Source organism: Mesorhizobium sp. B2-5-13, assembly GCF_006440535.1.
Taxonomy (GTDB): domain Bacteria; phylum Pseudomonadota; class Alphaproteobacteria; order Rhizobiales; family Rhizobiaceae; genus Mesorhizobium; species Mesorhizobium salmacidum.
In genome coordinates, this window is sequence record NZ_VFUI01000001.1 from 570,772 (window position 1) to 593,805 (window position 23,034).

At 63.0% G+C, this 23,034-nt stretch carries 27 protein-coding genes, 1 tRNA gene and 1 pseudogene; 7 read left to right on the forward strand and 22 right to left on the reverse strand.

The window, feature by feature from the left end; genetic code table 11:
- Positions 1 to 122 precede the first annotated feature (122 nt).
- The 3 genes and pseudogenes from FJ434_RS02895 to FJ434_RS02905 all read left to right on the forward strand — a co-directional run bounded on the left by FJ434_RS02895 (position 123) and on the right by FJ434_RS02905 (position 2,169).
- Entirely contained in the window at positions 123 to 1,658 is a 1,536-nt protein-coding gene (locus FJ434_RS02895; protein ID WP_140749550.1) for an undecaprenyl-phosphate glucose phosphotransferase, read from the forward strand.
- 142 nt (positions 1,659 to 1,800) lie between these two features.
- Positions 1,801 to 2,003 (forward strand): annotated as a pseudogene (locus tag FJ434_RS02900) (hypothetical protein); the annotation flags it as partial.
- 89 nt (positions 2,004 to 2,092) lie between these two features.
- Positions 2,093 to 2,169: transfer RNA gene (locus FJ434_RS02905), tRNA-Pro, on the forward strand.
- Between the two features lie 99 nt (positions 2,170 to 2,268).
- On the opposite strand, the gene FJ434_RS02910 is transcribed toward FJ434_RS02905, so the two are convergent.
- Positions 2,269 to 2,730, reverse strand: a complete 462-nt coding sequence (locus FJ434_RS02910) for a YbaK/EbsC family protein (protein WP_140749744.1) — start codon at positions 2,728 to 2,730, stop codon at positions 2,269 to 2,271.
- A gap of 186 nt (positions 2,731 to 2,916) precedes the next feature.
- Complete coding sequence (locus FJ434_RS02915) at positions 2,917 to 3,201, reverse strand: helix-turn-helix transcriptional regulator (protein ID WP_140506483.1); 285 nt, start codon at positions 3,199 to 3,201, stop codon at positions 2,917 to 2,919.
- Positions 3,202 to 3,432: 231 nt separating this feature from the next.
- Here FJ434_RS02915 and FJ434_RS02920 point away from each other — a divergent pair, with 231 nt between their 5' ends.
- Both FJ434_RS02920 and FJ434_RS02925 read left to right on the forward strand, forming a co-directional pair.
- Positions 3,433 to 4,047: a hypothetical protein gene (locus FJ434_RS02920; RefSeq protein ID WP_140749547.1), complete on the forward strand. Its 615-nt coding sequence runs from the start codon at positions 3,433 to 3,435 to the stop codon at positions 4,045 to 4,047.
- A 186-nt stretch (positions 4,048 to 4,233) separates the two neighbouring features.
- Positions 4,234 to 4,422 (forward strand): hypothetical protein, encoded by a 189-nt coding sequence (locus FJ434_RS02925; RefSeq protein WP_140749544.1) that lies wholly within the window; start codon positions 4,234 to 4,236, stop codon positions 4,420 to 4,422.
- Between the two features lie 180 nt (positions 4,423 to 4,602).
- On the opposite strand, the gene FJ434_RS02930 is transcribed toward FJ434_RS02925, so the two are convergent.
- From FJ434_RS02930 to FJ434_RS02960, 7 genes are all read right to left on the reverse strand, one after another.
- A complete protein-coding gene (locus tag FJ434_RS02930; RefSeq protein ID WP_140749541.1) occupies positions 4,603 to 4,905 on the reverse strand; it encodes a hypothetical protein in 303 nt (100 codons plus the stop codon).
- Positions 4,906 to 4,996: 91 nt separating this feature from the next.
- Entirely contained in the window at positions 4,997 to 5,536 is a 540-nt protein-coding gene (locus FJ434_RS02935; RefSeq protein WP_027143593.1) for a MerR family transcriptional regulator, read from the reverse strand.
- 213 nt (positions 5,537 to 5,749) lie between these two features.
- Positions 5,750 to 6,073 (reverse strand): integration host factor subunit alpha, encoded by a 324-nt coding sequence (locus FJ434_RS02940; protein ID WP_010915609.1) that lies wholly within the window; start codon positions 6,071 to 6,073, stop codon positions 5,750 to 5,752.
- Positions 6,074 to 6,174: 101 nt separating this feature from the next.
- Positions 6,175 to 7,146 (reverse strand): beta-ketoacyl-ACP synthase III, encoded by a 972-nt coding sequence (locus FJ434_RS02945; RefSeq protein ID WP_140715196.1) that lies wholly within the window; start codon positions 7,144 to 7,146, stop codon positions 6,175 to 6,177.
- 9 nt (positions 7,147 to 7,155) lie between these two features.
- Complete coding sequence (gene plsX, locus FJ434_RS02950; RefSeq protein WP_140506491.1) at positions 7,156 to 8,226, reverse strand: phosphate acyltransferase PlsX; 1,071 nt, start codon at positions 8,224 to 8,226, stop codon at positions 7,156 to 7,158.
- A 113-nt stretch (positions 8,227 to 8,339) separates the two neighbouring features.
- Entirely contained in the window at positions 8,340 to 8,888 is a 549-nt protein-coding gene (locus tag FJ434_RS02955; protein ID WP_140749538.1) for a DUF177 domain-containing protein, read from the reverse strand.
- Positions 8,889 to 8,891: 3 nt separating this feature from the next.
- A complete protein-coding gene (locus FJ434_RS02960; RefSeq protein WP_140715198.1) occupies positions 8,892 to 9,434 on the reverse strand; it encodes a ubiquinol-cytochrome C chaperone family protein in 543 nt (180 codons plus the stop codon).
- Between the two features lie 114 nt (positions 9,435 to 9,548).
- Between FJ434_RS02960 and FJ434_RS02965 the strand changes: the two genes are divergently transcribed.
- A complete protein-coding gene (locus tag FJ434_RS02965) occupies positions 9,549 to 10,061 on the forward strand; it encodes an outer membrane protein assembly factor BamE (RefSeq protein WP_140506497.1) in 513 nt (170 codons plus the stop codon).
- Between the two features lie 366 nt (positions 10,062 to 10,427).
- Here FJ434_RS02965 and FJ434_RS02975 read toward each other — a convergent pair whose 3' ends face one another.
- From FJ434_RS02975 to FJ434_RS02995, 5 genes are all read right to left on the reverse strand, one after another.
- Entirely contained in the window at positions 10,428 to 12,569 is a 2,142-nt protein-coding gene (locus tag FJ434_RS02975) for a sodium-translocating pyrophosphatase (protein WP_140749535.1), read from the reverse strand.
- Between the two features lie 239 nt (positions 12,570 to 12,808).
- On the reverse strand, positions 12,809 to 13,558 hold the full coding sequence (locus FJ434_RS02980; RefSeq protein WP_140506501.1) for an ABC transporter permease: 750 nt from the start codon (positions 13,556 to 13,558) through the stop codon (positions 12,809 to 12,811).
- On the reverse strand, positions 13,555 to 14,493 hold the full coding sequence (locus FJ434_RS02985) for an ABC transporter ATP-binding protein (RefSeq protein ID WP_140506503.1): 939 nt from the start codon (positions 14,491 to 14,493) through the stop codon (positions 13,555 to 13,557). The genes FJ434_RS02980 and FJ434_RS02985 overlap by 4 nt, the downstream gene beginning before the upstream one ends.
- The gene (locus FJ434_RS02990) at positions 14,490 to 15,653 is read right to left on the reverse strand and encodes an ABC transporter permease (protein WP_140749532.1); all 1,164 of its coding nucleotides are present in this window, start codon (positions 15,651 to 15,653) and stop codon (positions 14,490 to 14,492) included. The genes FJ434_RS02985 and FJ434_RS02990 overlap by 4 nt, the downstream gene beginning before the upstream one ends.
- A 37-nt stretch (positions 15,654 to 15,690) precedes the next feature.
- A complete protein-coding gene (locus tag FJ434_RS02995) occupies positions 15,691 to 16,602 on the reverse strand; it encodes an ABC transporter substrate-binding protein (RefSeq protein ID WP_140749529.1) in 912 nt (303 codons plus the stop codon).
- 218 nt (positions 16,603 to 16,820) lie between these two features.
- On the opposite strand from FJ434_RS02995, the gene FJ434_RS03000 reads away from it, so the two are divergent.
- A complete protein-coding gene (locus FJ434_RS03000) occupies positions 16,821 to 17,393 on the forward strand; it encodes an NADPH-dependent FMN reductase (RefSeq protein WP_140506581.1) in 573 nt (190 codons plus the stop codon).
- A 14-nt stretch (positions 17,394 to 17,407) separates the two neighbouring features.
- On the opposite strand, the gene FJ434_RS03005 is transcribed toward FJ434_RS03000, so the two are convergent.
- From FJ434_RS03005 to FJ434_RS03040, 8 genes are all read right to left on the reverse strand, one after another.
- On the reverse strand, positions 17,408 to 18,619 hold the full coding sequence (locus tag FJ434_RS03005) for an MFS transporter (protein WP_140749526.1): 1,212 nt from the start codon (positions 18,617 to 18,619) through the stop codon (positions 17,408 to 17,410).
- Positions 18,616 to 19,116 carry a transcription antitermination factor NusB gene (nusB, locus tag FJ434_RS03010; RefSeq protein WP_015318243.1) on the reverse strand — a complete coding sequence of 167 codons (501 nt, stop codon included), beginning with the start codon at positions 19,114 to 19,116 and terminating at the stop codon, positions 18,616 to 18,618. Before nusB ends, FJ434_RS03005 begins: the two co-directional genes overlap by 4 nt.
- Entirely contained in the window at positions 19,113 to 19,607 is a 495-nt protein-coding gene (ribH, locus tag FJ434_RS03015; protein WP_140506511.1) for a 6,7-dimethyl-8-ribityllumazine synthase, read from the reverse strand. Before ribH ends, nusB begins: the two co-directional genes overlap by 4 nt.
- Positions 19,608 to 19,715: 108 nt before the next feature.
- A complete protein-coding gene (locus tag FJ434_RS03020; protein WP_140749523.1) occupies positions 19,716 to 20,333 on the reverse strand; it encodes a riboflavin synthase in 618 nt (205 codons plus the stop codon).
- Between the two features lie 6 nt (positions 20,334 to 20,339).
- Complete coding sequence (gene ribD / locus FJ434_RS03025; protein ID WP_140749520.1) at positions 20,340 to 21,476, reverse strand: bifunctional diaminohydroxyphosphoribosylaminopyrimidine deaminase/5-amino-6-(5-phosphoribosylamino)uracil reductase RibD; 1,137 nt, start codon at positions 21,474 to 21,476, stop codon at positions 20,340 to 20,342.
- A 2-nt stretch (positions 21,477 to 21,478) separates the two neighbouring features.
- Positions 21,479 to 21,958 (reverse strand): transcriptional regulator NrdR, encoded by a 480-nt coding sequence (nrdR, locus tag FJ434_RS03030; RefSeq protein WP_140715215.1) that lies wholly within the window; start codon positions 21,956 to 21,958, stop codon positions 21,479 to 21,481.
- Between the two features lie 98 nt (positions 21,959 to 22,056).
- A complete protein-coding gene (locus FJ434_RS03035; protein WP_140749517.1) occupies positions 22,057 to 22,386 on the reverse strand; it encodes a GlpM family protein in 330 nt (109 codons plus the stop codon).
- Between the two features lie 25 nt (positions 22,387 to 22,411).
- Positions 22,412 to 22,993: a hypothetical protein gene (locus tag FJ434_RS03040; protein WP_246678311.1), complete on the reverse strand. Its 582-nt coding sequence runs from the start codon at positions 22,991 to 22,993 to the stop codon at positions 22,412 to 22,414.
- Between the last annotated feature and the right edge of the window lie 41 nt (positions 22,994 to 23,034).

Below are 23,034 nucleotides of genomic sequence, written 5' to 3' on the forward strand. Positions count from 1 at the left end.
GCGAGGCCAATGACTTCGCCGCGCTCGAAAGGTAGTTCAGGCTCATCCAAAGCCACAGGTTGTTTCAAGGGTTTCTTAGCTCTCTTTTGCTAATCACTCTTGGGAAGCTTGCGGACTGTTCCATGAACGAGATCGACCCCGCGCATCGCTTTTCATCAGAAGCGGTGCGTCAATTCGACGGCCCTGCCGATGGCGACAAGCCCGGCGGCATGAACGACGTTGCCCGGCAGGTCGCGTCGCAATACCGGCGCGACACGATGTCGCCGATCATGGTCAGCGGCGTGTTGCGCATGGTCGAATTCGCGGTGCTGCTGCTCTCGGGGCTCTGCGTCTATTTCTACTATGTCGGTTTCTTCAATTACCTCGCCTGGCAATATCCGCTGACGATAGCCGCCGCGTCGTTCCTCGCAGTGGTGCTGCTCGATGTCACCGATTGCTACCAGGTGGTGTCCCTGATGCGGCCGATCACCAATTTTGGGCGCATCCTGCTGGTCTGGGCCGGCACCTTCGCCCTGATGGCGTTGACGGCGTTCACCATGAAGATGTCACAAGACTATTCGCGCCTGCTGTTCGGCACGTGGTTCGTCGTTGCCTTCGTCTGCCTTTTCGGTCTCAGGCTGATGATGTCGAAGCTGATCCGGCGCTGGGCGCGCGATGGCAGTATGGAACGGCGCGCCGTCATCGTCGGTGGCGGCAAGGCGGCGGAAGTGCTCATCCGCTCGGTGGAAAAGCAGCCCTACAACGACATCCGCATCTGCGGCATCTTCGATGATCGCAACGACAAGCGTTCGCCAGCCCTCGTCGCCGGCTATCCCAAGCTCGGCACCATTTCGGAACTGATCGAATTCGCCCGCATCGCCCGGATCGACATGTTGATCGTGTCGTTGCCGCTGACCGCCGAATCGCGCGTCCTGCAATTGCTGAAGAAACTTTGGGTGCTGCCGGTCGACATCCGACTGTCGGCCCATTCCAATGCGCTGCAGTTCCGTCCGCGCGCCTATTCCTACATCGGCTCGGTGCCGATGCTCGACATTTTCGACAAGCCGATCAACGACTGGGACTCGGTCGCCAAGCGCGCTTTCGACATCATCTTCAGCGTCATTGGCATCGTCGCGTTCTCGCCTGTGATGCTGACCACGGCGATCGCCATCAAGCTCGACAGCAAGGGACCGGTGCTGTTCAAGCAGAAGCGGCATGGCTTCAACAACGAGATCATCGAGGTCTACAAGTTCCGCTCCATGTATACCGACCGGTCGGATCCGACCGCCAAGCAGACGGTGACCAAGAACGATCCGCGCGTCACCCGTGTCGGCCGCTTCATCCGCAAGACCTCGATCGACGAGCTGCCGCAGTTCTTCAACTCTCTGCTCGGCTCGCTGTCGCTCATCGGTCCGCGCCCGCACGCCATTGCCGCGCAGTCGCACAACCTTCTCTACAACGAGGTGGTCGATGGCTATTTCGCGCGCCACAAGGTCAAGCCAGGGGTCACCGGCTGGGCGCAGATCAATGGCTGGCGCGGCGAGATGGACACCAATGAGAAGATCCGCATGCGGACCGAATACGACCTCTATTACATCGAGAACTGGTCGCTGCTGTTCGATCTGCGGATCCTGTTCCTGACACCGATCCGCCTGCTCAATACGGAAAACGCCTATTGAGCGCGATCAGCCATGATCCGCCGCGTGCGCTGACCCTCCTCTTCTGTCGGGCTTCGTCACTCGGCGAGCCGGCGCCTTACCAAATCTACATGGCCGGTTGATCGCCATCTGGGCTCTGTTCGGCCTGAGGATTTCGCTTACGGCGGCCGGATTCCGCATCCTGCTGCGCGACCGGCCGTGGCAGCCTACCTGCTATGCGCCTATGTCGCCTTCATCGGCAATATCGGGCCCGGCACCTTCATCGACATCGACCATTGGCGCCATATGTATCTGCCGCTCGGCCTAGTCAGGGGCGCCATCACCCTGGAATACCGCCATCAGCGGCTGTTACGCCCGGTATCGTAGGTCTCATTCGAGCCCGCGATCGCGGCAAGATAATTATCGCGGAAATCGGTTGACCCGAGCCGGGTTATCAAGATACATCGCGACCGGTCCGGAGTGTAGCGCAGCCCGGTAGCGCACTTGACTGGGGGTCAAGGGGTCGTCGGTTCGAATCCGGCCACTCCGACCATTTTAAAGCAGGACTTGCCCCCAAAAGTCCGCCTCTGCCGCATCCCCTCATTCTCGAACTGCCCATTCTGCGCGGCTCAGCTCTGGATTGGATCCGGCGCTAGGCCTGGCACACATCCACCCACTCCGCGCCGACGAGCTCAACCATGCGCTGTGGCCCAATGCGCACCGCCGCGTTGGTGGCGCCGGCGGCGGGTACGACCTCAGCGAATTCGCGCAGCGAGACGTCGCAATAGACCGGCAGCGGCGCCGGCAGGCCGAATGGGCAGACACCGCCCACCGGATGGCTCGTGGCCGCGACAACCTCTTGTGCGTCCAGCATGCGTGGCTTGCCGCCGAACTGGTCCTTGAACTTGCGATTATCCAGCCTGGCGATGCCGCTGGTCACGATCAGCATGGTACGCTCGCCGACGCGAAGGCAGATCGTTTTGGCGATCTGCGCCGGCAGGACGCCATGCGCTTCCGCCGCCATCGTCACCGTCGCCGAACTCGATTGCGTGACAATGACCTCGATATCAGGCGCGTGAGCCGCGAAGAAAGCACCAACGGAGTCCAGGCTCATATCGAAAAACTCACGGTTCAGACCCGATGCAACGCAGATGCGATCGGCGCGAATTTGGATGCCGAACGTATAAAACACGCGTGACTTGCAAATCGGCAAGCCCGGCCTGCCGGAGAACGCCATGGCGTCAACAAGAAACCCGCCAAGCAGGCCTTGGCGGGTTTCTTGCGCATGCCGGTCGCCGATCTATGCCTGAGGCCGGCCTTGTGCGGCCAGCGTCGGTGCGGCGGAAGCAAGGGAAGCGTCCTGGGGCAAACGAAGCGCGGACGCGATACGACGCAGCTTCGCCGGGTCGGCCGCCCGGCCGCTCTCGATGTCCTCGATCTCGTCGACCGAGAGGCCGCAGGTCAGCGAAAGCGCTTCGAGGCTGTATCCGCGCGTTTCCCGCATTGCCCTGAGGGTGTTGTAATCTGGCCCGATCTCGTTTGCTAATGGTTCGGAGAGGGCGTGGCTTTTTGCATTTTTGGGCATTGGCAACTCCGTTGGCTGAAAGCGTTTGATCAAAATGGATGTTGCCTGAGACGAGCAGGAAGATGCCCTCTCGCCGGCGATTTGCCAAGCGCTGCCTAGCCCTGTCCCGATCAAGTTGTTTTGAACGCCCGAGCGGCTTTTGCCCGGCAGTTTCGCCCCACCCGTTCGTTATCTCGATGTCGCTGGCGTGAAACCATCCCTTTCCAGCCAGTCTTTGCCAAAAGGACACCCATGAACCTCAAGACACCCCTCCTCGTGCTCGGCACGATTTCGATGCTTTCCGGCGTCGCTGTGCCCAGCGCGCAGGCCGCGGACACATTGCGCGTGCGCGGCACCGTGGTCAGCTTCGAGCCGTCGCTGCTGACCGTGAAAACTCGTCAGGGCGATACTTCCGCCATTAAACTGAAAGACGGCTGGAAGCTTTCAGGCGTCGCAAGCGCATCGGTAAAGGACATCAAGCAGGGCGATTTCCTCGGCATCGCCTCTGTCTCCAAGGCTGACGGCGGCAGCGGCGCGCTCGAAGTGGTGGTCTTTCCCGCGGCCTTGAAAAGCACTGGCGAGGGTGACCGCCCCTGGGACCTGGAGCCGAACAGCCGCATGACAAACGGAACCGTCGCCGACGTCACCGACATAAACGGGCGGGCCGTGACGCTAACCTACGACAATGGGCGGACGAAGAATATCTCCATACCCGACGGCACGCCTGTCGTGACCTTCGCGCCGGCCGCGCCGACCGATCTCAAGCCAAGCGCGACCGTTTTCGTTACCGGGCAGCGCGAGGCTGACGGCACGCTCAGCGCCAGCCGCGTCGTGGTGGGCAACAATGGTGTGATCCCGCCGATGTAGGCCAAAACAGCCGGCTTTCGGCCCTGGCGATTATCGAGCAGGAAGCCGGTTTCCTTGGAAACAGTCCAGAAAAAAGATTCTACAATCGGGAAATACTGAGGAAAAAATTCAGGAGCGTAATTCCATTCGCGGCGGTCGGGATATCGGCCCGATTGATACCTGCCTGCGAAAAAAGGAAACGATCCAATGAAGAAGTCCCTCCTCTCGGCCCTCGGGCTTGCAGCAGCAATCGCTTTCGCGGTGCCGGTAGTCGGCGCGACGAGCGCGGACGCGGCCCCAATGGCAAAGCATCATCACCATCGTCACCACTACCATCATCGTTACCATCACCGCTATCACCATCACCACATGAAGAAGATGGGCAACAAGGCCTAAGCAGACCGCCAACGAGAAGACCGGCCTTGGTTCTTGTTCAAGGCTGGTCTTCTCCTGGTCAGCAATGCCGAGCCGGACGACCGGTACTCGAACTCTCGCCGGAGCAGCGCCAGTCCAGCTAGCGACAACAAGGGAATGGCATCCGTGGATAGGCGAGTTCCCCTTGTGCCGGGGTAGCAGTCAGCGCCGGCTGAACAGCAGGCTGGCGGCCAGGCCGAGCACGACAAGGCCGACCGCGACGGCGGCCGCCGGATGGTCGCGTGCCGATTTCTCAATCACTCTGCCCTGTTTGCGGATTGCCGGCATGGCATCGCGCAGGCGCTCCGCAAGATCCGAATATGTATTAAGAGCAGCATCACGGCCGTCTTCATAATAAGCGCCACCCCGCTTTGACACTGCCTTGCGCAACGCCGCGAGTTCCCTCGAGAGAGCCGCGACCTGCTTTTCGAGGTCGATGTCCGACAGGGTTGAATATGATGCCATCATGCGTTTCCTTGTCTTGCAGAAGGAAACTTAACGCCTCACCCGACCGCCGGTTCCGGTTTTCGAGGCGTCGAAGGCACTGGCCCCCCGGTCAGCGCACCTGGTCAAGCAGGCGCTTGCATTCCAGGAGGTCGAACAACGCCTCCTGCAGCAGCGCGCGATTGTCACGCGAGAGTTTCGACGCGTCCGGCGCAACCGGACCTTCCTCGTCGCTCTTGCCCAGGCCGAAAAAGCGGCGGCTGGGCTTGACCCTTGGCTGGCCAACCAGTTCGTCATCTCCGCCGCGCGGCTGGGATGCCGGCGTCAGCGGCACCTGGTCGGCCTGCTTGCGTTGCGAAATCGCCTCGACGGCGGCCATGTCGCCATTGCCGATAGCGACCAGGAAATGATTGCCGTTTTCGCGCAGCAGCTTCTGCACGCCCTTGATGGTGTAGCCCTGGTCATACAGCATATGGCGGATGCCCTTGATCAGTTCGACATCCTGCGGCCGGTAATAGCGACGGCCGCCGCCGCGCTTCATCGGCTTGATCTGGTTGAAGCGCGTCTCCCAGAAACGCAGCACATGCTGCGGCAGGTCGAGGTCTTCCGCGACCTCGCTGATGGTGCGGAAGGCGTCAGGGCTCTTGTCCATGGGCGAAATCCTCACGCTGGAGCGTGGCCCGGAACGGTCTTCAGACGAGATCACGCTCAACGAGGAAGAGCTTGTTCCGCCAGCGCGGAATCGATCATACGCCAGAACACCAATCCGGCCATGCTGCCGAATCGGGCCTTATTTCAGCGGTTTGTGAAGCAATATTCAAGCCCGCTGTTTCGGCGGGTCGGTTTTTCAACCGTGCAATGGAGGCTATTTACCGCCCTTGGCCTTGCTGTTCTGGTGAGAACGCAAAATGCGGTTCTTCAACACGTTGGACGATTTGAAGGTCATCACCCGGCGCGGCAGGATCGGTACTTCCTCGCCGGTCTTTGGATTGCGCCCGATGCGCTCATTCTTGGAGCGGACATGAAACGTCGCGAAGGACGACAGCTTAACCGTCTCGCCGCGCACGATCGCTTCACATATTTCGTCCAGTACCGCCTCGACGAGTTCGGCGGATTCAGTGCGCGACAAACCGACCTTCCGGTAGACGGCCTCGGCCAGGTCGGCGCGCGTAAGTGTTTTTCCCCCCATGCGACCGTCCCATCAGTTCAAGCGTAAAATCGGCACAACAACGGCAGAGCCTAAGTAATTGATCCGGCAAGGTCAAGGACCGAAACCGGACCGTTCTCCACTTACCAGCGAACCAGAACGGCGCCCCAGGTGAAGCCGCCGCCCATCGCCTCCAGGAGCACCAGGTCACCCTTCTTGATGCGGCCGTCGGCGACGGCCACCGACAGCGCCAGCGGTACGGAAGCAGCCGAGGTGTTACCGTGCAAATCGACGGTGACCACCACCTTTTGCTCGGCTATCCCAAGCTTTTTTGCTGAAGCGTCAATAATCCGTTTATTGGCTTGGTGGGGCACGAACCAGTCAAGATCGTCGGCGGTAATACCAGCGGCCGAGAAGGTCGTCTCAATGACATCGGTGATCATGCCGACCGCGTGCTTGAAGACCTCGCGGCCTTCCATGCGCAGATGGCCGACTGTTCCCGTCGTCGACGGCCCGCCGTCGACGAAAAGCTTCTCCTTGTGCGCGCCGTCGGAACGCAGGCTGGCCGCCAGGACGCCCCGGTCGGCGATCGTGCCGGCCCCCTCGCCTGCCTCCAGAACGACCGCACCGGCGCCGTCGCCAAACAGCACACAGGTCGAGCGATCGCTCCAGTCGAGGATGCGCGAAAAGGTTTCCGAGCCGATCACCAGCACGCGCTTTGCCAAGCCGCCGCGGATATAGAGGTCGGCTGTCGTCACCGCATAGACGAAGCCTGAACATACCGCCTGCATGTCGAAGGCAAAACCGTGCTGCATGCCGAGCCGGTTCTGGATCTCGACGGCGGTGGCGGGGAACGTGTTGTTGGGCGTCGAGGTCGCCAGCACGATCAGATCGATATCGTCCGGGGTCAATCCGGCATCGGCAAGCGCGGCGCGCGCCGCGGCCTCGCCAAGGGAAGCCGTCGTCTCGTCGTCAGCCGCGATATGGCGCTGGCGGATGCCGGTGCGCTGGGCGATCCACTCGTCGGACGTCTCGACCATGCCTTCAAAATCGGCATTCTTCATGATGCGGCGGGGCAGCGCGGCGCCCGTGCCGCGCACAACTGATCTGATCAAAATTCTTTCCTATTCCTTTGCGTCGGTAACGACGTCGGATTTCCTAGATGTCAGGGCATGCGGGTTGCGCGCATGAAACAGATCGAGGTCGGCCTCGATGCGGTCGAGCAGATTGTTGCGCACCATGTCGTAGCCGAGTTCGATCGCCGCGGCGAAACCGTCCGAATCGGCGCCGCCATGGCTTTTGACGACGATGCCGTTCAGCCCCAGGAACACGCCGCCATTCGAGCGGCCGACATCCATCTTTTCGCGCAGGCGGTCGAAGGCGCCCTTGGCGAAGACATAGCCGATCTTGGCCATCAGGGTGCGGCTCATCGCGGCGCGCAGATAGCCACCTATCTGGCGCGCGGTGCCTTCCGCCGTCTTCAGCGCGATGTTGCCGGCGAAGCCTTCCGTCACCACAACGTCGACCGTGCCCTTGCCGATGTCGTCGCCTTCGACAAAGCCATGGTAGTTCATCGAGGCCATGTTGGCTTCGCGCAACATGCGCCCCGCTTCCTTGACCTCCTCCTGGCCCTTGATCTCTTCCACGCCGACATTGAGCAGCCCGACCGTGGGCCTGGCGACGCCGAATACGCAACGCGCCATGCCGGTGCCGAGAATGGCAAAATCGATGAGCTGGTGCGCGTCGGCCCCAATGGTGGCGCCCACGTCCAGAACCACGCTCTCGCCACGCAATGTCGGCCACAATGCCGCAATCGCCGGACGTTCGATGGTGGCCATGGTGCGCAGGCAGAATTTCGACATCGCCATCAGCGCGCCGGTATTGCCGGCGGAGATGCATGCATCCGCGGCGCCCGACTTGACGGCCTCGACCGCTTTCCACATAGACGATTTCCAGCGGCCATGGCGCAGCGCCTGGCTCGGTTTGTCGTCCATCCTGACCGCGATCTCGCAGTGGAAGAACTCGCTGACCTCAGCCAATTTGGGAAACTTGGCGAGTTCCGGGCGCACCAGTTCCTCACGTCCATAGATGACGAAGCGGATGTCGGGACGGCGGGTCGCGACCGTCATGAGCGCTGGAATGACCACGGTTGGTCCGTGATCGCCGCCCATGGCATCGATGGAAATCCTGATCACGCGGTATTCATCTCACGGTTAGGCGGCAAGTCGCTTTAGCGGTCGCAAAGGTTCGGCGAAAATAGCGGTTTTAGGCTGCCGCACAACCGACTTTTCCGTCGCGGGCGAGGTTTTCAGGATTTTCCCAGCAAGGATCGCAGTTTTTGCTGAAATTCATTCTCGGCCGATCCGGTGTCGTCACCGGCACCAAGCGAGGCGCCGGGCTTGCGCGGATAGGGGTCGATCGCCAATCCGAAGAACTGTTCGGCAAGCGCCCCGACATCGATGGTGTCGCCTGAAAATGTCTCGGGACTGTCGGGCCCGTCGGCGTCGAGCAGAATCTCGCCGGCGCTTTCGAATCCCTGCCGTCCGAGCTTGGAGTCCTCAGGCAAGAGCAGAGCCTCGACCGGTTCGTCGATACGCGCCTGGACGGGGTCGAGCGTGACGATGCAGGCCTGGGTGATGTCTGCCTCGACACGGCCGCTGACCTTAACGCCATTGCGCTTCCACGACGTAACGAGCAGTTCGGCGCGATAGGCTTCGACCGACAGCAGCCCGTGCGCCTCGGCGAGTGCGGCGCGCTGCGCGGGGTCGGCCTCGATCACCACGGGCAGCCCCTTTTGCGGCAGCCGGGCGACATTGGCGAAAAAGGATACCGGACTCTGCATATCCGCGTGTTTCATCGATTAGCCTCCGTTGGCCCCTGGAAATGCCACAGTGCCGCCAACGATCGATTCGGTCGGCTGCGCACTCAGCTGCCGGCTGGCGTCGGCGACATACCCGGCCAAACGCGACGCTTCCGGCCAAGCGCCGGCGTCGGGACGGACATTACGGGTAAGTGCCGCGGTCAGACTATCATGATCGTTTCGTTCCAGCGCATCATCATAGGCGGCGGTGCGGCCATAGAACATCTTCGCCAGTTTCTTCATGCGTTTTGGCACGCCGACGTCGCCAATGCCCAGTTCCCGCAGCGAATGATCGACGTCGAGGAAGAACTCGTCGATCAGCACCTGCGCGATCTCCTGCGCCACGCCGTCCTCGCCGCGCAAGCGGTGCTGGACCAGGAACATGTGCAGCGAAAGCATCTCGAAACGGCCAAGCGGCGTGTCAGGCACATTCCAGTGGGAATAAAAAACAGTCTGCCGCGCCGCCGCCACGATTTGTGCGTAGAGCGCGTCGGTGATGGTGCGGTTGGCGTGGCGTTCGCGGCCAAAAAGGCGCTGGAACATGGGGATGGTCTCCGGGGACCGTTTGTTGAATTGGCCTTGTTGCATCGGCAAGCAAGCTGGTTTACCGGTTTTGCGGCCCAGCGCAAGTTGCGGCGATGGAATGGAGAATTGTTGTTGCGCGCGCTGAATTTCAAGTCGACTTTCACTTTCAGGCCTGCCGGTGCGATCTCGCTGCTGGCTATCGTAGCGGCGCTGTCTGCATGCCACACCAATAAGATGATCGGCGACCTCAGTCCGAGCGAGACGTTCACGCAAGGCTACGTCCTCGATCAGCAGGCGATCGATTCTGTGCCGGTCGGTTCCAGCCGCGAGCAGGTGCTTCTGGCGCTCGGCACGCCGTCAACCACGGCGACTTTCGACAACGAGGCGTTTTACTATATCTCGCAGACGCGCAAGCGCTACGTCGCCTTCGACAAGCCGAGGCTGGTCGACCAGAAGGTGCTGGCGGTCTATTTCGGCCCGGACAGCCGCGTCACCCAGATCGCCAAATACGGCTTGAAGGACGGTAAGATTTTCGACTTCATTTCGCGCACCACGCCGACCGGCGGCAAGGACCAGAACTTCCTCAGCCAGATCATCAACGGCGCGAGCAAGCTGGCGCCCAGCATTCCCGGCGGCACCCCCTGATCCTTAGATTCCTGCTTCCCTAGATCCTGCTTCCCTGACTTTGGGGAACAGAAATGTCTCAGGCGACCGAAAACCCGTGGGAGCGATCCCACGGGTTTTTGTTTGGCCGGTCCGGCTCGCCAGTGGTGGGGTAAACCCGTATCAAACCGCCAAGCTGGGGAGCTTGGACATGAGCAGTGACGACCGTGCGATGCCGGATGGCTGGACGACGACGGGGACACCCGACCGGCAGACCGTGACAGGATGAAATGCTGAAATTTTGTGACAACCGGCGAGACACGAAATCCCGTTCCTGGTCGCAGCAACCCATCAAATGAAAAATCCGCGGGATCGCTCCCGCGGATTTTCAGATTCAATCGTTGCCGTTCAGCCGTGCGCGAGCACGGCCAGCAGCAAGAGTGCCACGATGTTGGTGATCTTGATCGCCGGGTTGACCGCAGGGCCGGCGGTGTCCTTGTAGGGATCGCCGACTGTATCGCCGGTCACCGAAGCCTTGTGCGCCTCGGAACCCTTCAGGTGCTTGACGCCGTTCTTGTCGGTGAAACCGTCCTCGAACGACTTCTTTGCGTTGTCCCAGGCGCCACCGCCCGAAGTCATCGAGATCGCGACGAACAGGCCATTGACGATGACGCCAAGGAGCGAGGCGCCGAGCGCGGCGAAGGCGGACGCCTTCGAGCCCGAGATCAACAGCACGCCGAAATAGACGACGAGCGGCGCCAGCACCGGCAGCAGCGACGGGATGATCATCTCCCGGATCGCCGCCTTGGTCAGGAGATCGACCGCACGCGCGTAGTTCGGCTTCGAGGTGCCGGCCATGATGCCCGGATCCTCGCGGAACTGCTTGCGCACCTCCTCGACGATGGCGCCCGCCGCGCGGCCGACCGCCGTCATGGCGATACCGCCGAACAGGTAGGGAATGAGGCCGCCGAAGATCAGGCCGGCGACCACGTAAGGATTGGAGAGATCGAAGGAGATTTCGCCCATGCCCTGGAAGTAGGGATATTTGTCGCCATTGGCGGCAAAGAACTTCAGGTCGTTCGAATAGGCCGCGAACAGCACCAGCGCGCCGAGACCGGCCGAACCGATGGCGTAGCCCTTGGTCACCGCCTTGGTGGTGTTGCCGACCGCGTCGAGCGCGTCGGTGGAGTGACGCACTTCCTTGGGCAGGCCGGCCATTTCGGCAATGCCGCCGGCATTGTCGGTGACCGGGCCGAAGGCGTCGAGCGCCACGATCATGCCGGCGAGGCCGAGCATGGTGGTGACGGCAATCGCGGTGCCGAACAAACCGCCGAGCTGGTAGGTGGCGATGATGCCGCCGACGATGACGATTGCCGGAAGCGCCGTCGCTTCCAGCGAGACTGCCAGCCCCTGGATGACGTTGGTGCCGTGGCCGGTCACCGATGCCTGGGCGATCGAGTTGACCGGGCGCTTGTTGGTGCCGGTGTAGTATTCGGTGATCACCACGATCAACCCGGTCACCACAAGGCCGATGAGGCCGCAGATGAACAGGTTCTTGCCGGTGATGGTCATGCCGGCAACGGTGCCGACCTCGCCCCAGCCGAGCGTGGCCGAGGTGGCGACGCCGAGGCCAACGACCGATAGAAGGCCGGTCACGATCAAGCCCTTGTAGAGCGCGCCCATGATCGAGCCGTTGGAGCCGAGCTTGACGAAGAAGGTGCCGACGATCGAGGTGAGGATGCAGGCGCCGCAGATGGCGAGCGGATACAGCATTGTCGCACCGAGGACAGCGGTGCCGCCGAAGAAGATGGCGGCGAGAACCATGGTGGCGACGACCGTCACCGCATAGGTCTCGAACAGGTCGGCGGCCATGCCGGCGCAGTCGCCGACATTGTCGCCGACATTGTCGGCGATGGTGGCCGGATTGCGCGGATCATCCTCCGGAATACCGGCTTCGACCTTGCCGACCAGATCGCCGCCGACATCGGCGCCCTTGGTGAAAATGCCGCCGCCGAGACGGGCGAAGATCGAGATCAGCGAAGCGCCGAAGCCGAGCGAGACCAGCGAGTCGATGACGATGCGGTCATTGGGCTGGAGGCCGAGGAAATGGGTGAGGATGAGGTAGTAGATCGAAACGCCAAGCAGGGCCAGGCCCGCAACCAGCATGCCGGTGATGGCGCCCGACTTGAAGGCGATGTCGAGACCGGCGGCAAGGCTGTTGGAAGCCGCTTGCGCGGTACGCACATTGGCCCGCACCGAAACATGCATGCCGATGAAGCCGGCGGCGCCCGACAGAACGGCACCGATCAGGAAGCCGATGGCGGCGGTGATCGACAGCAGCCACCAGGCGAGGAGGAGCACGACGACGCCGACGATGGCGATGGTGGTGTACTGGCGTGCCAGATAGGCTTGCGCGCCTTCGCGAATGGCTGCGGAAATTTCCTGCATGCGTGCATTGCCCTGATCGGCCGCAAGGACCGAACGTGTCGCCCATATGGCGTAAAGGACAGAAAGCAAGCCGCAGGCGATGACGGCGGAAATTATGGTCATTGCCGGGTTTTCCTCGATTGTTGGCCCAAAAGAACCCCTCCCTGGGCCGTTGAGACAAAGACGGAATCCCGTGCATGGAATCCCCCTCTTCGCATCGGTGTATGCGAAACAGGGCTGCGAACGTCAAGATATGGTTCGATTTTTGCCCGGCTTTCGCCCAAAAGTCGATGCTGGCGAGTGTCCGTCGCGATCTCTCGGCGGTTAGATCGATTGAAATCGTCCCGACCATCGGGCACGGGTCAGTCCGCCTCTCTGCCCATGCGCCGCGCCGCGTAGCGCTCGACGGCCGACAGTCCGTCATAGATCAGCACGGCAAGCGCCGCCACGATCAGACCGCCCTGCAGGATGAAGGCCAGATTGTTCGACAGCAAGCCGGCGATGATCACCTCGCCGAGCGTCCTGGCCGCCACCGTCGAGCCGATGGTGGCCGTGGCCAGGCTGATCACCACCGACAGCCTGATACCGCCAAGGATGATCGGCGCGCTGAGCGGCAGTTCGACCTTGGTGAGCCTTTGCCAGCCGGTCATGCCGGCGCCACGCGCAGCCTCGACGACATTGGCCGGCAACGTCGTCAGTCCGGTGAGCGCGTTCTCGAAGATCGGCAGCAGACCATAGAGAAACAGCGCGATCAGCGTCGGCTTCTCGCCGAAGCCCACCGCCGGCACGGCGAGCGCCAGCACCGCCACCGGCGGAAAGGTCTGGCCGATGTTGACCAGGCTGCGCGACAGCGGCAGGAATTCGGCGCCGGCGGGCCGGGTGACCAGGATAGCGAGCGCCACAGCGACGATGGTGGCCGCGACGGTCGCGATCAACACGGTGCGCAGATGCAGCAGCGTCAGCGTCAGCAGGCTGCCTTGATTGTAGATGACGGGAGCGTTGTTTTCGGTCAGCGGCTTCAGCAACGGCTCGAACCAACCCGGGCTGGTGGTGAAGGCAACAAGCAACACCACAAGCGCAAGCCTGAGCAGCAGAGGCAGCCAGGCTTTCATGACGGCCTCGCCGCCCGCTTGACCAGGCCATCCACGGTGACGCGGCCGATCGGCTTGCCGTCGGTGCCCTTTACCGGCAGCGCCGGTCTGCCGGACCAGAGAAGTTCCGCGAGCGCGTCACGCTGGCTGGCGTCGCCGGGGATCGCCTCGCCTTCGGCGGCGCCCTGCTCCACCGCATCGCGCACCCGGCCCAGCGACAGCAGCCTGAATGGCCTTTCGCTGGCGCCGACCAGCGTCTCGACAAAAGCGTTGGCCGGCTTCGCCAGGATCTCCGCCGGCCCTGCATATTGCACGAGCTTGCCGGCATCCATGACCGCGATCCTGTCGCCCATGTGCACGGCCTCTTCCATGTCATGGGTAACGAGGATGATGGTGGTGCCGAAGCGCTTCTGGATCGCCAGCAAATCCTCTTGCGCCTTGGTGCGGATGATCGGGTCGAGCGCGCCGAACGGCTCATCCATCAAAAGAACGTTGGGCTCGGCGGCAAGCGCGCGGGCCACGCCGACGCGCTGCTGCTGGCCCCCGGACAGTTCGTGCGGATAGCGCGGCCCGAATTCCCGGGGGTCAAGCTGGTAGAGCGTCATCAGTTCATCGACGCGGGCCTTGATGCGGGCCTTGTCCCAGCCAAGTAGCACCGGCACGGTGGCGATGTTCTGCGCCACGGTACGATGCGGAAACAGGCCGTGGCCCTGGATTGCGTAGCCGATGCTGCGCCGCAGTTCGTAACCGGGCACCGATCGATTGTCGGCGCCGTCGAGCTTGACGACGCCGGCGGTTGGTTCGACCAGCCGGTTGATCATGCGCAGCAGCGTCGTCTTGCCGGAACCCGAAGTGCCGACAATGACGCAAACCGTGCGCGGCTCGATGACCATCGAGACGTTGTCGACGACTGTCGTCGCGTCATAGCGCTTGGTGATGCCTTCGATCTCGATCATGCCGTTTCAACCCTGCGCTTGGTGGCGGTCATTTCGATTACCGCGTCGAGGATGATGGCGGCGGCGAAGGCGAGCGCCACGGTCGGCACCGCGCCGAGCAGCACCAGGTCCATCGCCGTCTGGCCGACGCCCTGGAACACGAACACGCCAAAACCGCCGCCGCCGATCAACGCGGCGATGGTGGCAAGGCCGATGTTCTGCACCAGGACAATGCGGATGCCCGTCAGGATCACCGGAAAGGCCAGCGGAAACTCGACACCGAACAGGCGCTGGCGATCGGTCATGCCCATGCCCCGCGCCGCGTCGTTGGCGGCACGCGGCACGCCGGCAAGGCCGACCACGGTGTTGGCCACCACTGGCAGCAGCGAATAGAGAAACAGCGCGACGAAGGCGGGTGCCGTGCCGATGCCCCTGATGCCGAGCGCGGCGGCTCCCGGCACATGGGTTGCGACCCAGCCAAGCGGCGCGATCAGCAGGCCGAACAGCGCGATCGAAGGAATGGTCTGGATGATGTTCAAGACGTTGAGGACGCCGGCCCGCAGGCTTTCGACACGATGGCACAGGATGCCGAGCGGCAGGCCGACGATCACGGCGGCAAGCAATGAGCCGAGCGCCAGGGTCACATGTTTGGAGCCTTCGGCCCAAAAGCTGTCGGCGCGGTTGGAATACTCCTTGAGGATCGAGAGGCTGTCCCAGCGTCCCGAAATCAGCAGCAAACCGATGGCCAGCGCCGCGACGACAAGCACGCCGACGCGCGGCCAGGGCGACAGGTTGAGCCTGGTCAGCACGTCGGCGAGCAAAAGCGTGAAGGCGAAGATGAGAATCCAGAAGCCGGAGGCCGGCGAGACCCGGGCAAAGGTATTGCCGGCCGGAGTGAGGAATGTGCCGGCGACACCGATGAGCAGCGTCAGCGCGGCAAGCGCCACGACGCTGGCTGCAAGGCGCAAGATGAGCGGCGTCCTGAACAGGGCGACAAGGGCGGCCAGTACGAGGATCGCCGAAAGCAGCGGACCGGTCATTGCCGGCAGAGCTTCGAGAATCGAGCGCGCCTGACCGGGAACGATGCGGTTGGCGCGGAAGGTGGCGAATGGTGCGAGAAACACGGCGTAAGCAGCGAGCGCGGCGATGACCACGCCGAGTTTGTCGAAGCGGATGGTCATGACGCGCCTCGCACTGACGTCACTTATCGACGCAAAGCTATTTCAAGAACCCGTTCTTCTTCAAAAAGTCCTCGGCAACGCCCTTGACCGGCTCGCCGCCGACCTGCACGCGTCCATTGAGCTCCTGCAGCGTGACGAGATCGAGCTTGGCGAACACCGGCTTCAGCAGCGTCTCGATCTCCGGGTGCTCCTTCAGCACGGATTCGCGGATGATCGGCGCCGGCTGGTAGACGGGCTGCACGCCCTTGTCGTCGGTCAACACGACGAGGCCCGATGGCGCGATGCCGCCATCGGTGCCGTAGACCATGGCGGCATTGGCGCCGCTGGTCTGGTTGGCGGCCGCCGCGATGGTCGCTGCCGTGTCGCCACCCGAGAGGGTGATCAGCTGGTCAGGCTTCAGCGTGAAGCCATAGGTGGTCTGGAAGGCCGGAAGGGCTGCCGCCGAATTGACGAACTCGGCGGAGGCCGCCAGCACCACCTTGCCGCCGCCGGAGACGTATTTGCCGAAGTCCGACAGCGTGACGAGCTTGTTCTCGTCAGTCACTTCCTTGCGCAGGGCGATCGCCCAGGTGTTGTTGGCCGGCGCCGGTGACAGCCAGACGATCTTGTTGGCGTCGTAGTCGAGCTTCTTGGCCGTCTCATAAGCCTTGGCGGCGTCCTTCCACACGGGATCATCGGCCTTCTCGAAGAAGAAGGCGGCATTGCCGGTGTATTCGGGATAGATGTCGATCTCGCCGGCGGTGATCGCCTTGCGCACCACCGGCGTGCCGCCGAGCTGGATGCGATCCGTGGTCTTGATGTTGTTGGTGTTGAGGACGAGCTGGATAATGTTGCCGAGCACGCCACCCTCGGTGTCGATCTTCGAGGAGACGACGACCTGAGCGCTCGCGGAAGCCACCGTGATGGCGAGCGCCATTGCCGCGCTGGCCAGAACCTTGACTGAAAACATTGTGAAAACCCCTTGCTGTGAACCGGAATGCGGCGGGCGCATATGAGCATGGCTTCAACGGCCAGTCGGGGCATACGGTTTCATAAGAAGGCGGATCAGCGCAATATTTTTGTTCCAAACGCGCCGATTTCGGCGCGGCGGCAACGGCGGGCTGGCGATCGGCCGCCTTCCGGTGAATAATGCCGCGAGGGGTGGGCGGCAAACAGGGAGAGCGTGTCATGGCCATACACAAGGTCGGTTATCTCATCGGCAGCCTTGCCCGGGAATCCATCAACCGCAAGCTCGCGAAGGCGCTCGTTCAACTTGCCCCTCCCGAGCTCGAAATGACGGAAATCGGCTTCAAGGATCTGCCGCTCTACAGTTACGATTACGACGCCAATTTCCCACCGGCCGCCCAGGCTTTCAAAAAGGCGATCGCCTCCGTCCAGGCCGTGCTGTTCGTCACCCCGGAGTACAACCGCTCGATCCCCGGCGGACTGAAGAACGCAATCGACTGGGCCAGTCGCCCCTACGGCAAGAATTCATTCGCGCGCAAACCGTCCGCCGTCATCGGAACATCGCCGGGCGCCATCGCGACCGCCGTCGCCCAACAGAGCCTGCGCAGCGTTCTGAGTTTCTGCAACTCGCCGCAGATGAATGCGCCCGAAGCCTATATCCAGTTCACGCCGGGGCTGATCACGGATGAGGGCGAGGTGACGGTTGAATCCACCAAAGACTTCCTGCGCAATTATATGGCTGAGTTCCATATGTTCATAGCGCGGGTGCTTCAGGTCCTGCCGCCGGACGCATAACTTTCAAATTGGCGTCAGGCCGGCCGCAAGCTCGTTATCTTCAGCGCGCCGAGTGCCACGAAGCAAAGTGCGGCGACAGGAAAGATCATCCAGTTGAGCATCGTCCAGCCCCAGGCGTTGTAGACCATGCCCGACATCAGCGACGCGCAGGCGACGGAGCCGAACAGGACAAAGTCGTGGAAGCCCTGCACCTTGCCCTTTTCGGACGGGTTGTAGCTGGCCGCCACCATGGCGGTGGCGCCGATGAAAGCGAAATTCCAGCCGAGGCCGAGCAGGATCAGCGCCGTCCAGAATTGCCACAGCGCCAGGCCCGACAAGGCAACGACGGCACAGCCGGTCAGCAACAGCAGGCCGGTGGCGACAACGCGCTCGGCGCCGAAGCGATGGATCAGCGAGCCGGTGAAGAAGCTTGGCCCGAACATCGCCATGACATGCCAGGAGATGCCCAGCGTCGCATCGTCCTCGGACAGGCCGCAGCCAACCATGGCGAGCGGCGCGCCGGTCATGACGAAGCTCATCAGCGCGTAACTGCCGACGGCGCAGAAGAGCGCCGCTACGAAACGCGGCTTTGTGACGATTTCGAAAAGGGGTCTGGCATCGCCGTCGGCAACGTCCACCTTGCTCGCGGTCCTCGCCGGCAAGCGCAGGAACGAAAGGACGATGGCGCCGACCGCCGCCAGCGGCAGGATCGAGGCGAAAGAACCGGCAAACATGACAGGCGCAAACAATTCGCGGGTGAAGATGACGATCTGCGGCCCGAGAATGGCGGTGATGATGCCACCGGCGAGCACGAAGGAGATGGCGCGCGCCTTGAACGCCGGCGGCGCGTTGTCGGCCGCGGCAAAGCGGAACTGCTGGACGAAGGCGCCGCCGACGCCGATGACAAGCAGCGCGAACGCGAACAGCCAGAAGCTGCCGTGGAACAATGCCAGGGTGGCGACCAGCCCGCCGAGCGCGGTGACGACGGTTCCGATCATGAAGCCGCCCCGCTGGCCGAGCCATCGGATGATGGCCGCCGCGGGCAAGGCGCCGAGCGCCACGCCGAGATTGAAGCCGGTGATCGGCGCCGTCGCCAGGGATTTGTCGGCGCCGAGCAGATATTGCCCGGCCAGCGCGCCCATGGAAATGGCGATGGGGGCGGCCGAACCGATGATCGCCTGCGAGGCAGCTAGGATAAGCGCGGTGCGCCGCGCCTCCTTGCCCGCCTCGACGGCAATGGCCGTCATGATGCGTCCTTGCCGCGGCCCTCGCCACGCACACGGCGCGACACACGGTCGAGCACGGCGTTGACCAGCTTCGGCTCGTCCTCCTCGTAGAAGGCCTTGGCGATATCGACATATTCGGTGACGATGACCGCGACAGGCACGTCCTCGCGCTTCATCAGCTCATAGACGCCCGCGCGCAGAATGGCACGCAGCGTGGAATCGAGGCGCGACAGCGGCCAGTCGTCGGTCAGCGCCTGGCGGATAATTGGATCAATGGTCTTCTGGTTCTCTACGACGCCTGTCAGGATAGCGCGAAACCATTGCGCGTCCGCCTCGCGATAGAGCGCGCCGTCGACTTCCTTGCCGAGGCGGAACGCCTCGTACTCGGCGGTGATCTCGAACACGCCACTGCCGGCGACATCCATCTGGTAGAGCGCCTGCACGGCGGCTAGACGGGCAGCACCGCGCTTGTTGGCGTGGCGCACCGCGGGCTGTCCTGGCGAAGCGGGTTCGCTCACGATCGCGCTCCCAATTGTTCCTTCAGCGCGATCATGGTCAGCGCCGCACGCGCGGCAAAGCCGCCCTTGTCGCCTTCCGAGCGTTTGGCCCGCGTCCACGCCTGTGCATCGTTCTCGGTGGTCAGGATGCCGTTGCCGATGCAGACCGAGTCCTGCACGGACAGGTCCATGAGCGCACGGCTGGATTCATTGGCGACGATGTCGAAATGATAGGTGTCGCCACGGATAATGGTGCCGAGCGCGACAAAACCGTCATAGCCGGTCCCGCCTTCGGCCATGCCGTCGAGCGCGAAGGTGATCACCGCGGGAATTTCGAGCGAACCGGGAACAGTGACGACGTCGTAAGTCGCGCCCGCTTCATCGAGCGCGCTTGTCGCGCCGTCGAGCAGCGCGTCGGCAAGGTCGTCGTGAAAGCGCGCCTCAATAACAAGAAGGTGGGCCTTCGTCTTGGGACGAATGAACGCCTTGCCGTGTTGGGATGTGCCAGCCATAGATGTCTCCGGGGTCGCCGGTGACTTAGGCCGAAGCCGGTTTGATCGCAAGCGGAAGATTGCCCGAGGCGTATCAGATTGCCGTGGGCCGGCCTGTTCCGCAGGCTATCAAAGCCCCTCTTTCGCCGCCTCCGCCAGCCGCGCCGCGTAGCGCGCCATGGTGTCGATCTCGAGATTGACGCGATCGCCGGCCTTGCGCCCGCCCCAGGTAGTGACGGTCAGCGAATGATGGATCAACAGCACGTCGAAGCGAGTGCCCGAGACGCTGTTGACGGTGAGCGAGGTGCCGTCGAGCGCGACGGAGCCTTTCGGCGCGATGAATTTCGCCAGATGGCGCGGCGCGTCCAGCGTGAAGCGCACCGCATCGCCCTCATCCCTGCGCTCGACGATCTCGGCGGTGCCGTCGACATGGCCCGAAACGATGTGGCCGCCGAGCTCGTCGCCGATCTTCAGCGCCCGCTCCAGATTGATCCTGGTGCCTGATTTCCAACCCGCCGCCGTCGTCAGCCTGAGCGCCTCCTCCCAGGCCTCGACCTCGAACCAGCGCGCATTCGAGCCGCTGTCGGGCAACGCCGTGACCGTCAGGCAGACGCCGCCGCAGGAGATCGAGGCGCCAATGGCGATGGTCCCGGGATCATAGGCTGTGTCGATGCGCAGCCCCACCCCTTCCCGCAGCGGCTTGACGGCGGCCACGGTGCCGATATCGGTGACAATCCCGGTAAACATCGATCGCTATCCCTGAAAATCCCTGATCCATTCGGCGTAACCGTCTTCGCCGAACCGCATCTCGCGCAGCTTGCGAAAACCCGCCGGGATATGGTCGGCATCGACAGGCGATGCAATGCCGTCTTCGCCGATCGCTTCCGGTCCCTGGAAAAGCACGATGCGGTCGACCAGCCCGTCGGCTAGGAAAGCGCTCGCCACCTTGGCACCGCCCTCGACCAGCACACTTGCCATGCCGAGCGCCGCCAGATCCTCGAGCAGTTCGGGTAATGCGACGCCGCCCTCGTGCGTCTCCGTGCCGATGAAGCGCACGCCGGCGCGTTCGAGTGCCGCCCGGCGCTGCGGATCGGCCTCCAGGCAAGCCGCGACATAAAGCGGTACGCGATCGACACCGGACACCAGCTTCGAGCCCTCCGGCAGCCTAGCCTGGCGGTCGAGCACGATGCGTGCGGGTGAACGGTTCTCCAGCCCGGGCAAACGCACCGTCAGCGCCGGATCATCTTCCAGCGCCGTGCCGATGCCAACCAGGATGGCGTCCGCCTCGGCGCGCATCAGGTAGACTTCGCGGCGCGCCATGTCGCCTGTTATCGCGACCTGGCCGGCGCCTTCCATGCCGATCTTGCCGTCGCTGGAAAGCGCAAGCTTCAGGATAACTTCCGGGCGTTTTCTCAGAGAGCGAATCAAATAGCCCGCCATCTGTTCGGCAGCTTCGGTGGCCAAGACCTTTTCCACCACTTGGACACCGGCGTCACGCAGGATGGCATAGCCCTTGCCGGAGACCCGCGGATCCGGATCGCTGGCAGCGCCCACGACACGCGCGATGCCGGCGTTGACCAGCGCGTTGGCGCAAGGCGGCGTGCGGCCGTGATGGGCGCAAGGCTCGAGCGTGACATAGGCGGTGGCGCCCCGCGCGAGTTCGCCGGCCTCCGCCAGCGCCTCGGTCTCGGCGTGCGGCCGGCCCCCAATCGCGGTGACGCCGGTACCCACGATCATCGGGCCTGAGCCGTCGTCACGCACGATGATGGTGCCGACGGATGGATTGGTCGAGGTGCGACCGGCGTTCTTGCGCGACAGCCGCAAGGCAGCGGCCATGAAACGGCGGTCCAGGGCCGCTTGCTCGGCCTCGTTGCGTTGCGGTGCTGCCATGCTCAGCCGGCGTCCTCTTCGCTCTTTTCGTCGTCCCCCTTCAGCTCGCCGAGCAGTTCGTGGAAATCCTTGGCCTCGCGGAAATTGCGATAGACCGAGGCGAAGCGCACATAGGCGACATCGTCGAGCGACTTCAGTGCATCCATGACCAGCCGGCCGACCTCGCCGGAAGCCACTTCCGTTTCGCCGGAACTTTCGAGTTGGCGGACAATGCCGGTCACGGCGCGATCGATGCGCTCGGGGTCAACGTTGCGCTTGCGCACCGCGATCTCGACCGAGCGCAACAGCTTGTCGCGGTCGAACGGCACTTTTCGCCCTGATTTCTTGACCACGACGAGGTCGCGCAACTGCACGCGTTCGAACGTGGTGAAACGGCCGCCGCAATCGGGGCAGACACGCCGCCGGCGGATCGCCGCGCCGTCCTCGGCGGGGCGCGAATCCTTCACCTGCGTATCTTCGGACTGGCAATAGGGACAGCGCATGGAGAGCCTTGGGTTCGCGAATCTGGTGAGGTGAAAAGGCTTAGAGCCTTTCCGGTCCGGATTGAAGCAGTTCCGTTTCTTCGACGGCCTGCCGCGCCTCAGAGATAGCGAGGCGCGAGGAAGATTGCCAGCGCGGCAAGCAGCCAGACTGCGATGCCGCCGGCAACAGCCAAGCGATAGTCGACCTTGTCGATGAACAGCCAGCAGGCGCCGAGGAAGGCGAGATAGGCCGGAATCGTCTTCATTCCGGCAAGGCAGACATCGCGGAATCCGCCTGGATCGCCCTTGGCGCCGACAGCGAGCAACGCGATGACGGCAAAGGTCGGCGCCAGCGGCAGGATCCCGGGCAAGACATTGCCCCGCTTGGACGCCCAGACGATCAGGGCTGTCACCAGCCCGCCGACCACGCCTTTCCAGAGAATGTCCATGGCCCCCCTTGCTCCAGCCAAGCCGTTAAGGCGCAACATCCTTGGTTGGGAAGCCGCAAGATGTGCCGAGATTGCGATAGGCCTTTGTGAAACCGTCCATCGGAATGCTGGCGACGGCCTGCTTGCCGAAGGTGACGTCGAGCGATGTGACTTTTCGCATGGCCCGCAGCAACGCCAGACTTGTCTTGGCCTGGTTGTCGATCGTCCAGCTGGGACGGCCATTGACGGCATCGTTGGAGTAAACCGTCGCGGAAACCTTGACGCCCGGATCGCCGAAGATGGCCGCGATCTTCTTGTCGGCCGGCAGGGTCCGGTTGTCGATGGTGATCATGATGGCCGGATAAGCATCGGGCGGCATGACGTCGCCGGTCGAGATCGACAATGTCAGCGTGCCCGAATTGCCACCCGCGTCGAAGAACGCCGTGGAGGCCGCGCAGGTCTTGTGCGCATCCTGGCCGGTGTCGAGCGTATCGACCATGGTCGTCCATCGGCCGAAACTGCTGGTGGCGGGCATGTCCGGAGCGGGCTGCGTCTGCGCCAAAACGGACCCGCAAGCAGCCAGCCAACCGAAGGCGCCAAGTGAGGCAAGACAAAAATCGCGCATCATCAATTCTCCAGTTCCATGCGTCACCCGATCAGGGGTGACGC

Coding starts and splice junctions, on each gene's coding strand:
- FJ434_RS02955 (WP_140749538.1), bottom strand. CDS start 8,888: ATGAAACACGCGGATATGCAGAGTCCGGTATCCTTTTTCGCCAATGTC.
- FJ434_RS02960 (WP_140715198.1), bottom strand. CDS start 9,434: ATGTTCCAGCGCCTTTTTGGCCGCGAACGCCACGCCAACCGCACCATC.
- FJ434_RS02980 (WP_140506501.1), bottom strand. CDS start 13,558: ATGAAAGCCTGGCTGCCTCTGCTGCTCAGGCTTGCGCTTGTGGTGTTG.
- FJ434_RS02925 (WP_140749544.1), top strand. CDS start 4,234: ATGAAGAAGTCCCTCCTCTCGGCCCTCGGGCTTGCAGCAGCAATCGCT.
- FJ434_RS02920 (WP_140749547.1), top strand. CDS start 3,433: ATGAACCTCAAGACACCCCTCCTCGTGCTCGGCACGATTTCGATGCTT.
- FJ434_RS03000 (WP_140506581.1), top strand. CDS start 16,821: ATGGCCATACACAAGGTCGGTTATCTCATCGGCAGCCTTGCCCGGGAA.
- ribH (WP_140506511.1), bottom strand. CDS start 19,607: ATGGCTGGCACATCCCAACACGGCAAGGCGTTCATTCGTCCCAAGACG.
- FJ434_RS02930 (WP_140749541.1), bottom strand. CDS start 4,905: ATGGCATCATATTCAACCCTGTCGGACATCGACCTCGAAAAGCAGGTC.
- nrdR (WP_140715215.1), bottom strand. CDS start 21,958: ATGCGCTGTCCCTATTGCCAGTCCGAAGATACGCAGGTGAAGGATTCG.
- FJ434_RS03020 (WP_140749523.1), bottom strand. CDS start 20,333: ATGTTTACCGGGATTGTCACCGATATCGGCACCGTGGCCGCCGTCAAG.
- FJ434_RS02910 (WP_140749744.1), bottom strand. CDS start 2,730: ATGAGCCTGGACTCCGTTGGTGCTTTCTTCGCGGCTCACGCGCCTGAT.
- FJ434_RS02990 (WP_140749532.1), bottom strand. CDS start 15,653: ATGACCATCCGCTTCGACAAACTCGGCGTGGTCATCGCCGCGCTCGCT.
- FJ434_RS02915 (WP_140506483.1), bottom strand. CDS start 3,201: ATGCCCAAAAATGCAAAAAGCCACGCCCTCTCCGAACCATTAGCAAAC.
- FJ434_RS03040 (WP_246678311.1), bottom strand. CDS start 22,993: ATGATGCGCGATTTTTGTCTTGCCTCACTTGGCGCCTTCGGTTGGCTG.
- FJ434_RS02995 (WP_140749529.1), bottom strand. CDS start 16,602: ATGTTTTCAGTCAAGGTTCTGGCCAGCGCGGCAATGGCGCTCGCCATC.
- FJ434_RS02935 (WP_027143593.1), bottom strand. CDS start 5,536: ATGGACAAGAGCCCTGACGCCTTCCGCACCATCAGCGAGGTCGCGGAA.
- ribD (WP_140749520.1), bottom strand. CDS start 21,476: ATGGCAGCACCGCAACGCAACGAGGCCGAGCAAGCGGCCCTGGACCGC.
- FJ434_RS03005 (WP_140749526.1), bottom strand. CDS start 18,619: ATGACGGCCATTGCCGTCGAGGCGGGCAAGGAGGCGCGGCGCACCGCG.
- FJ434_RS02895 (WP_140749550.1), top strand. CDS start 123: ATGAACGAGATCGACCCCGCGCATCGCTTTTCATCAGAAGCGGTGCGT.
- FJ434_RS02940 (WP_010915609.1), bottom strand. CDS start 6,073: ATGGGGGGAAAAACACTTACGCGCGCCGACCTGGCCGAGGCCGTCTAC.
- FJ434_RS02975 (WP_140749535.1), bottom strand. CDS start 12,569: ATGACCATAATTTCCGCCGTCATCGCCTGCGGCTTGCTTTCTGTCCTT.
- FJ434_RS02985 (WP_140506503.1), bottom strand. CDS start 14,493: ATGATCGAGATCGAAGGCATCACCAAGCGCTATGACGCGACGACAGTC.
- FJ434_RS03035 (WP_140749517.1), bottom strand. CDS start 22,386: ATGGACATTCTCTGGAAAGGCGTGGTCGGCGGGCTGGTGACAGCCCTG.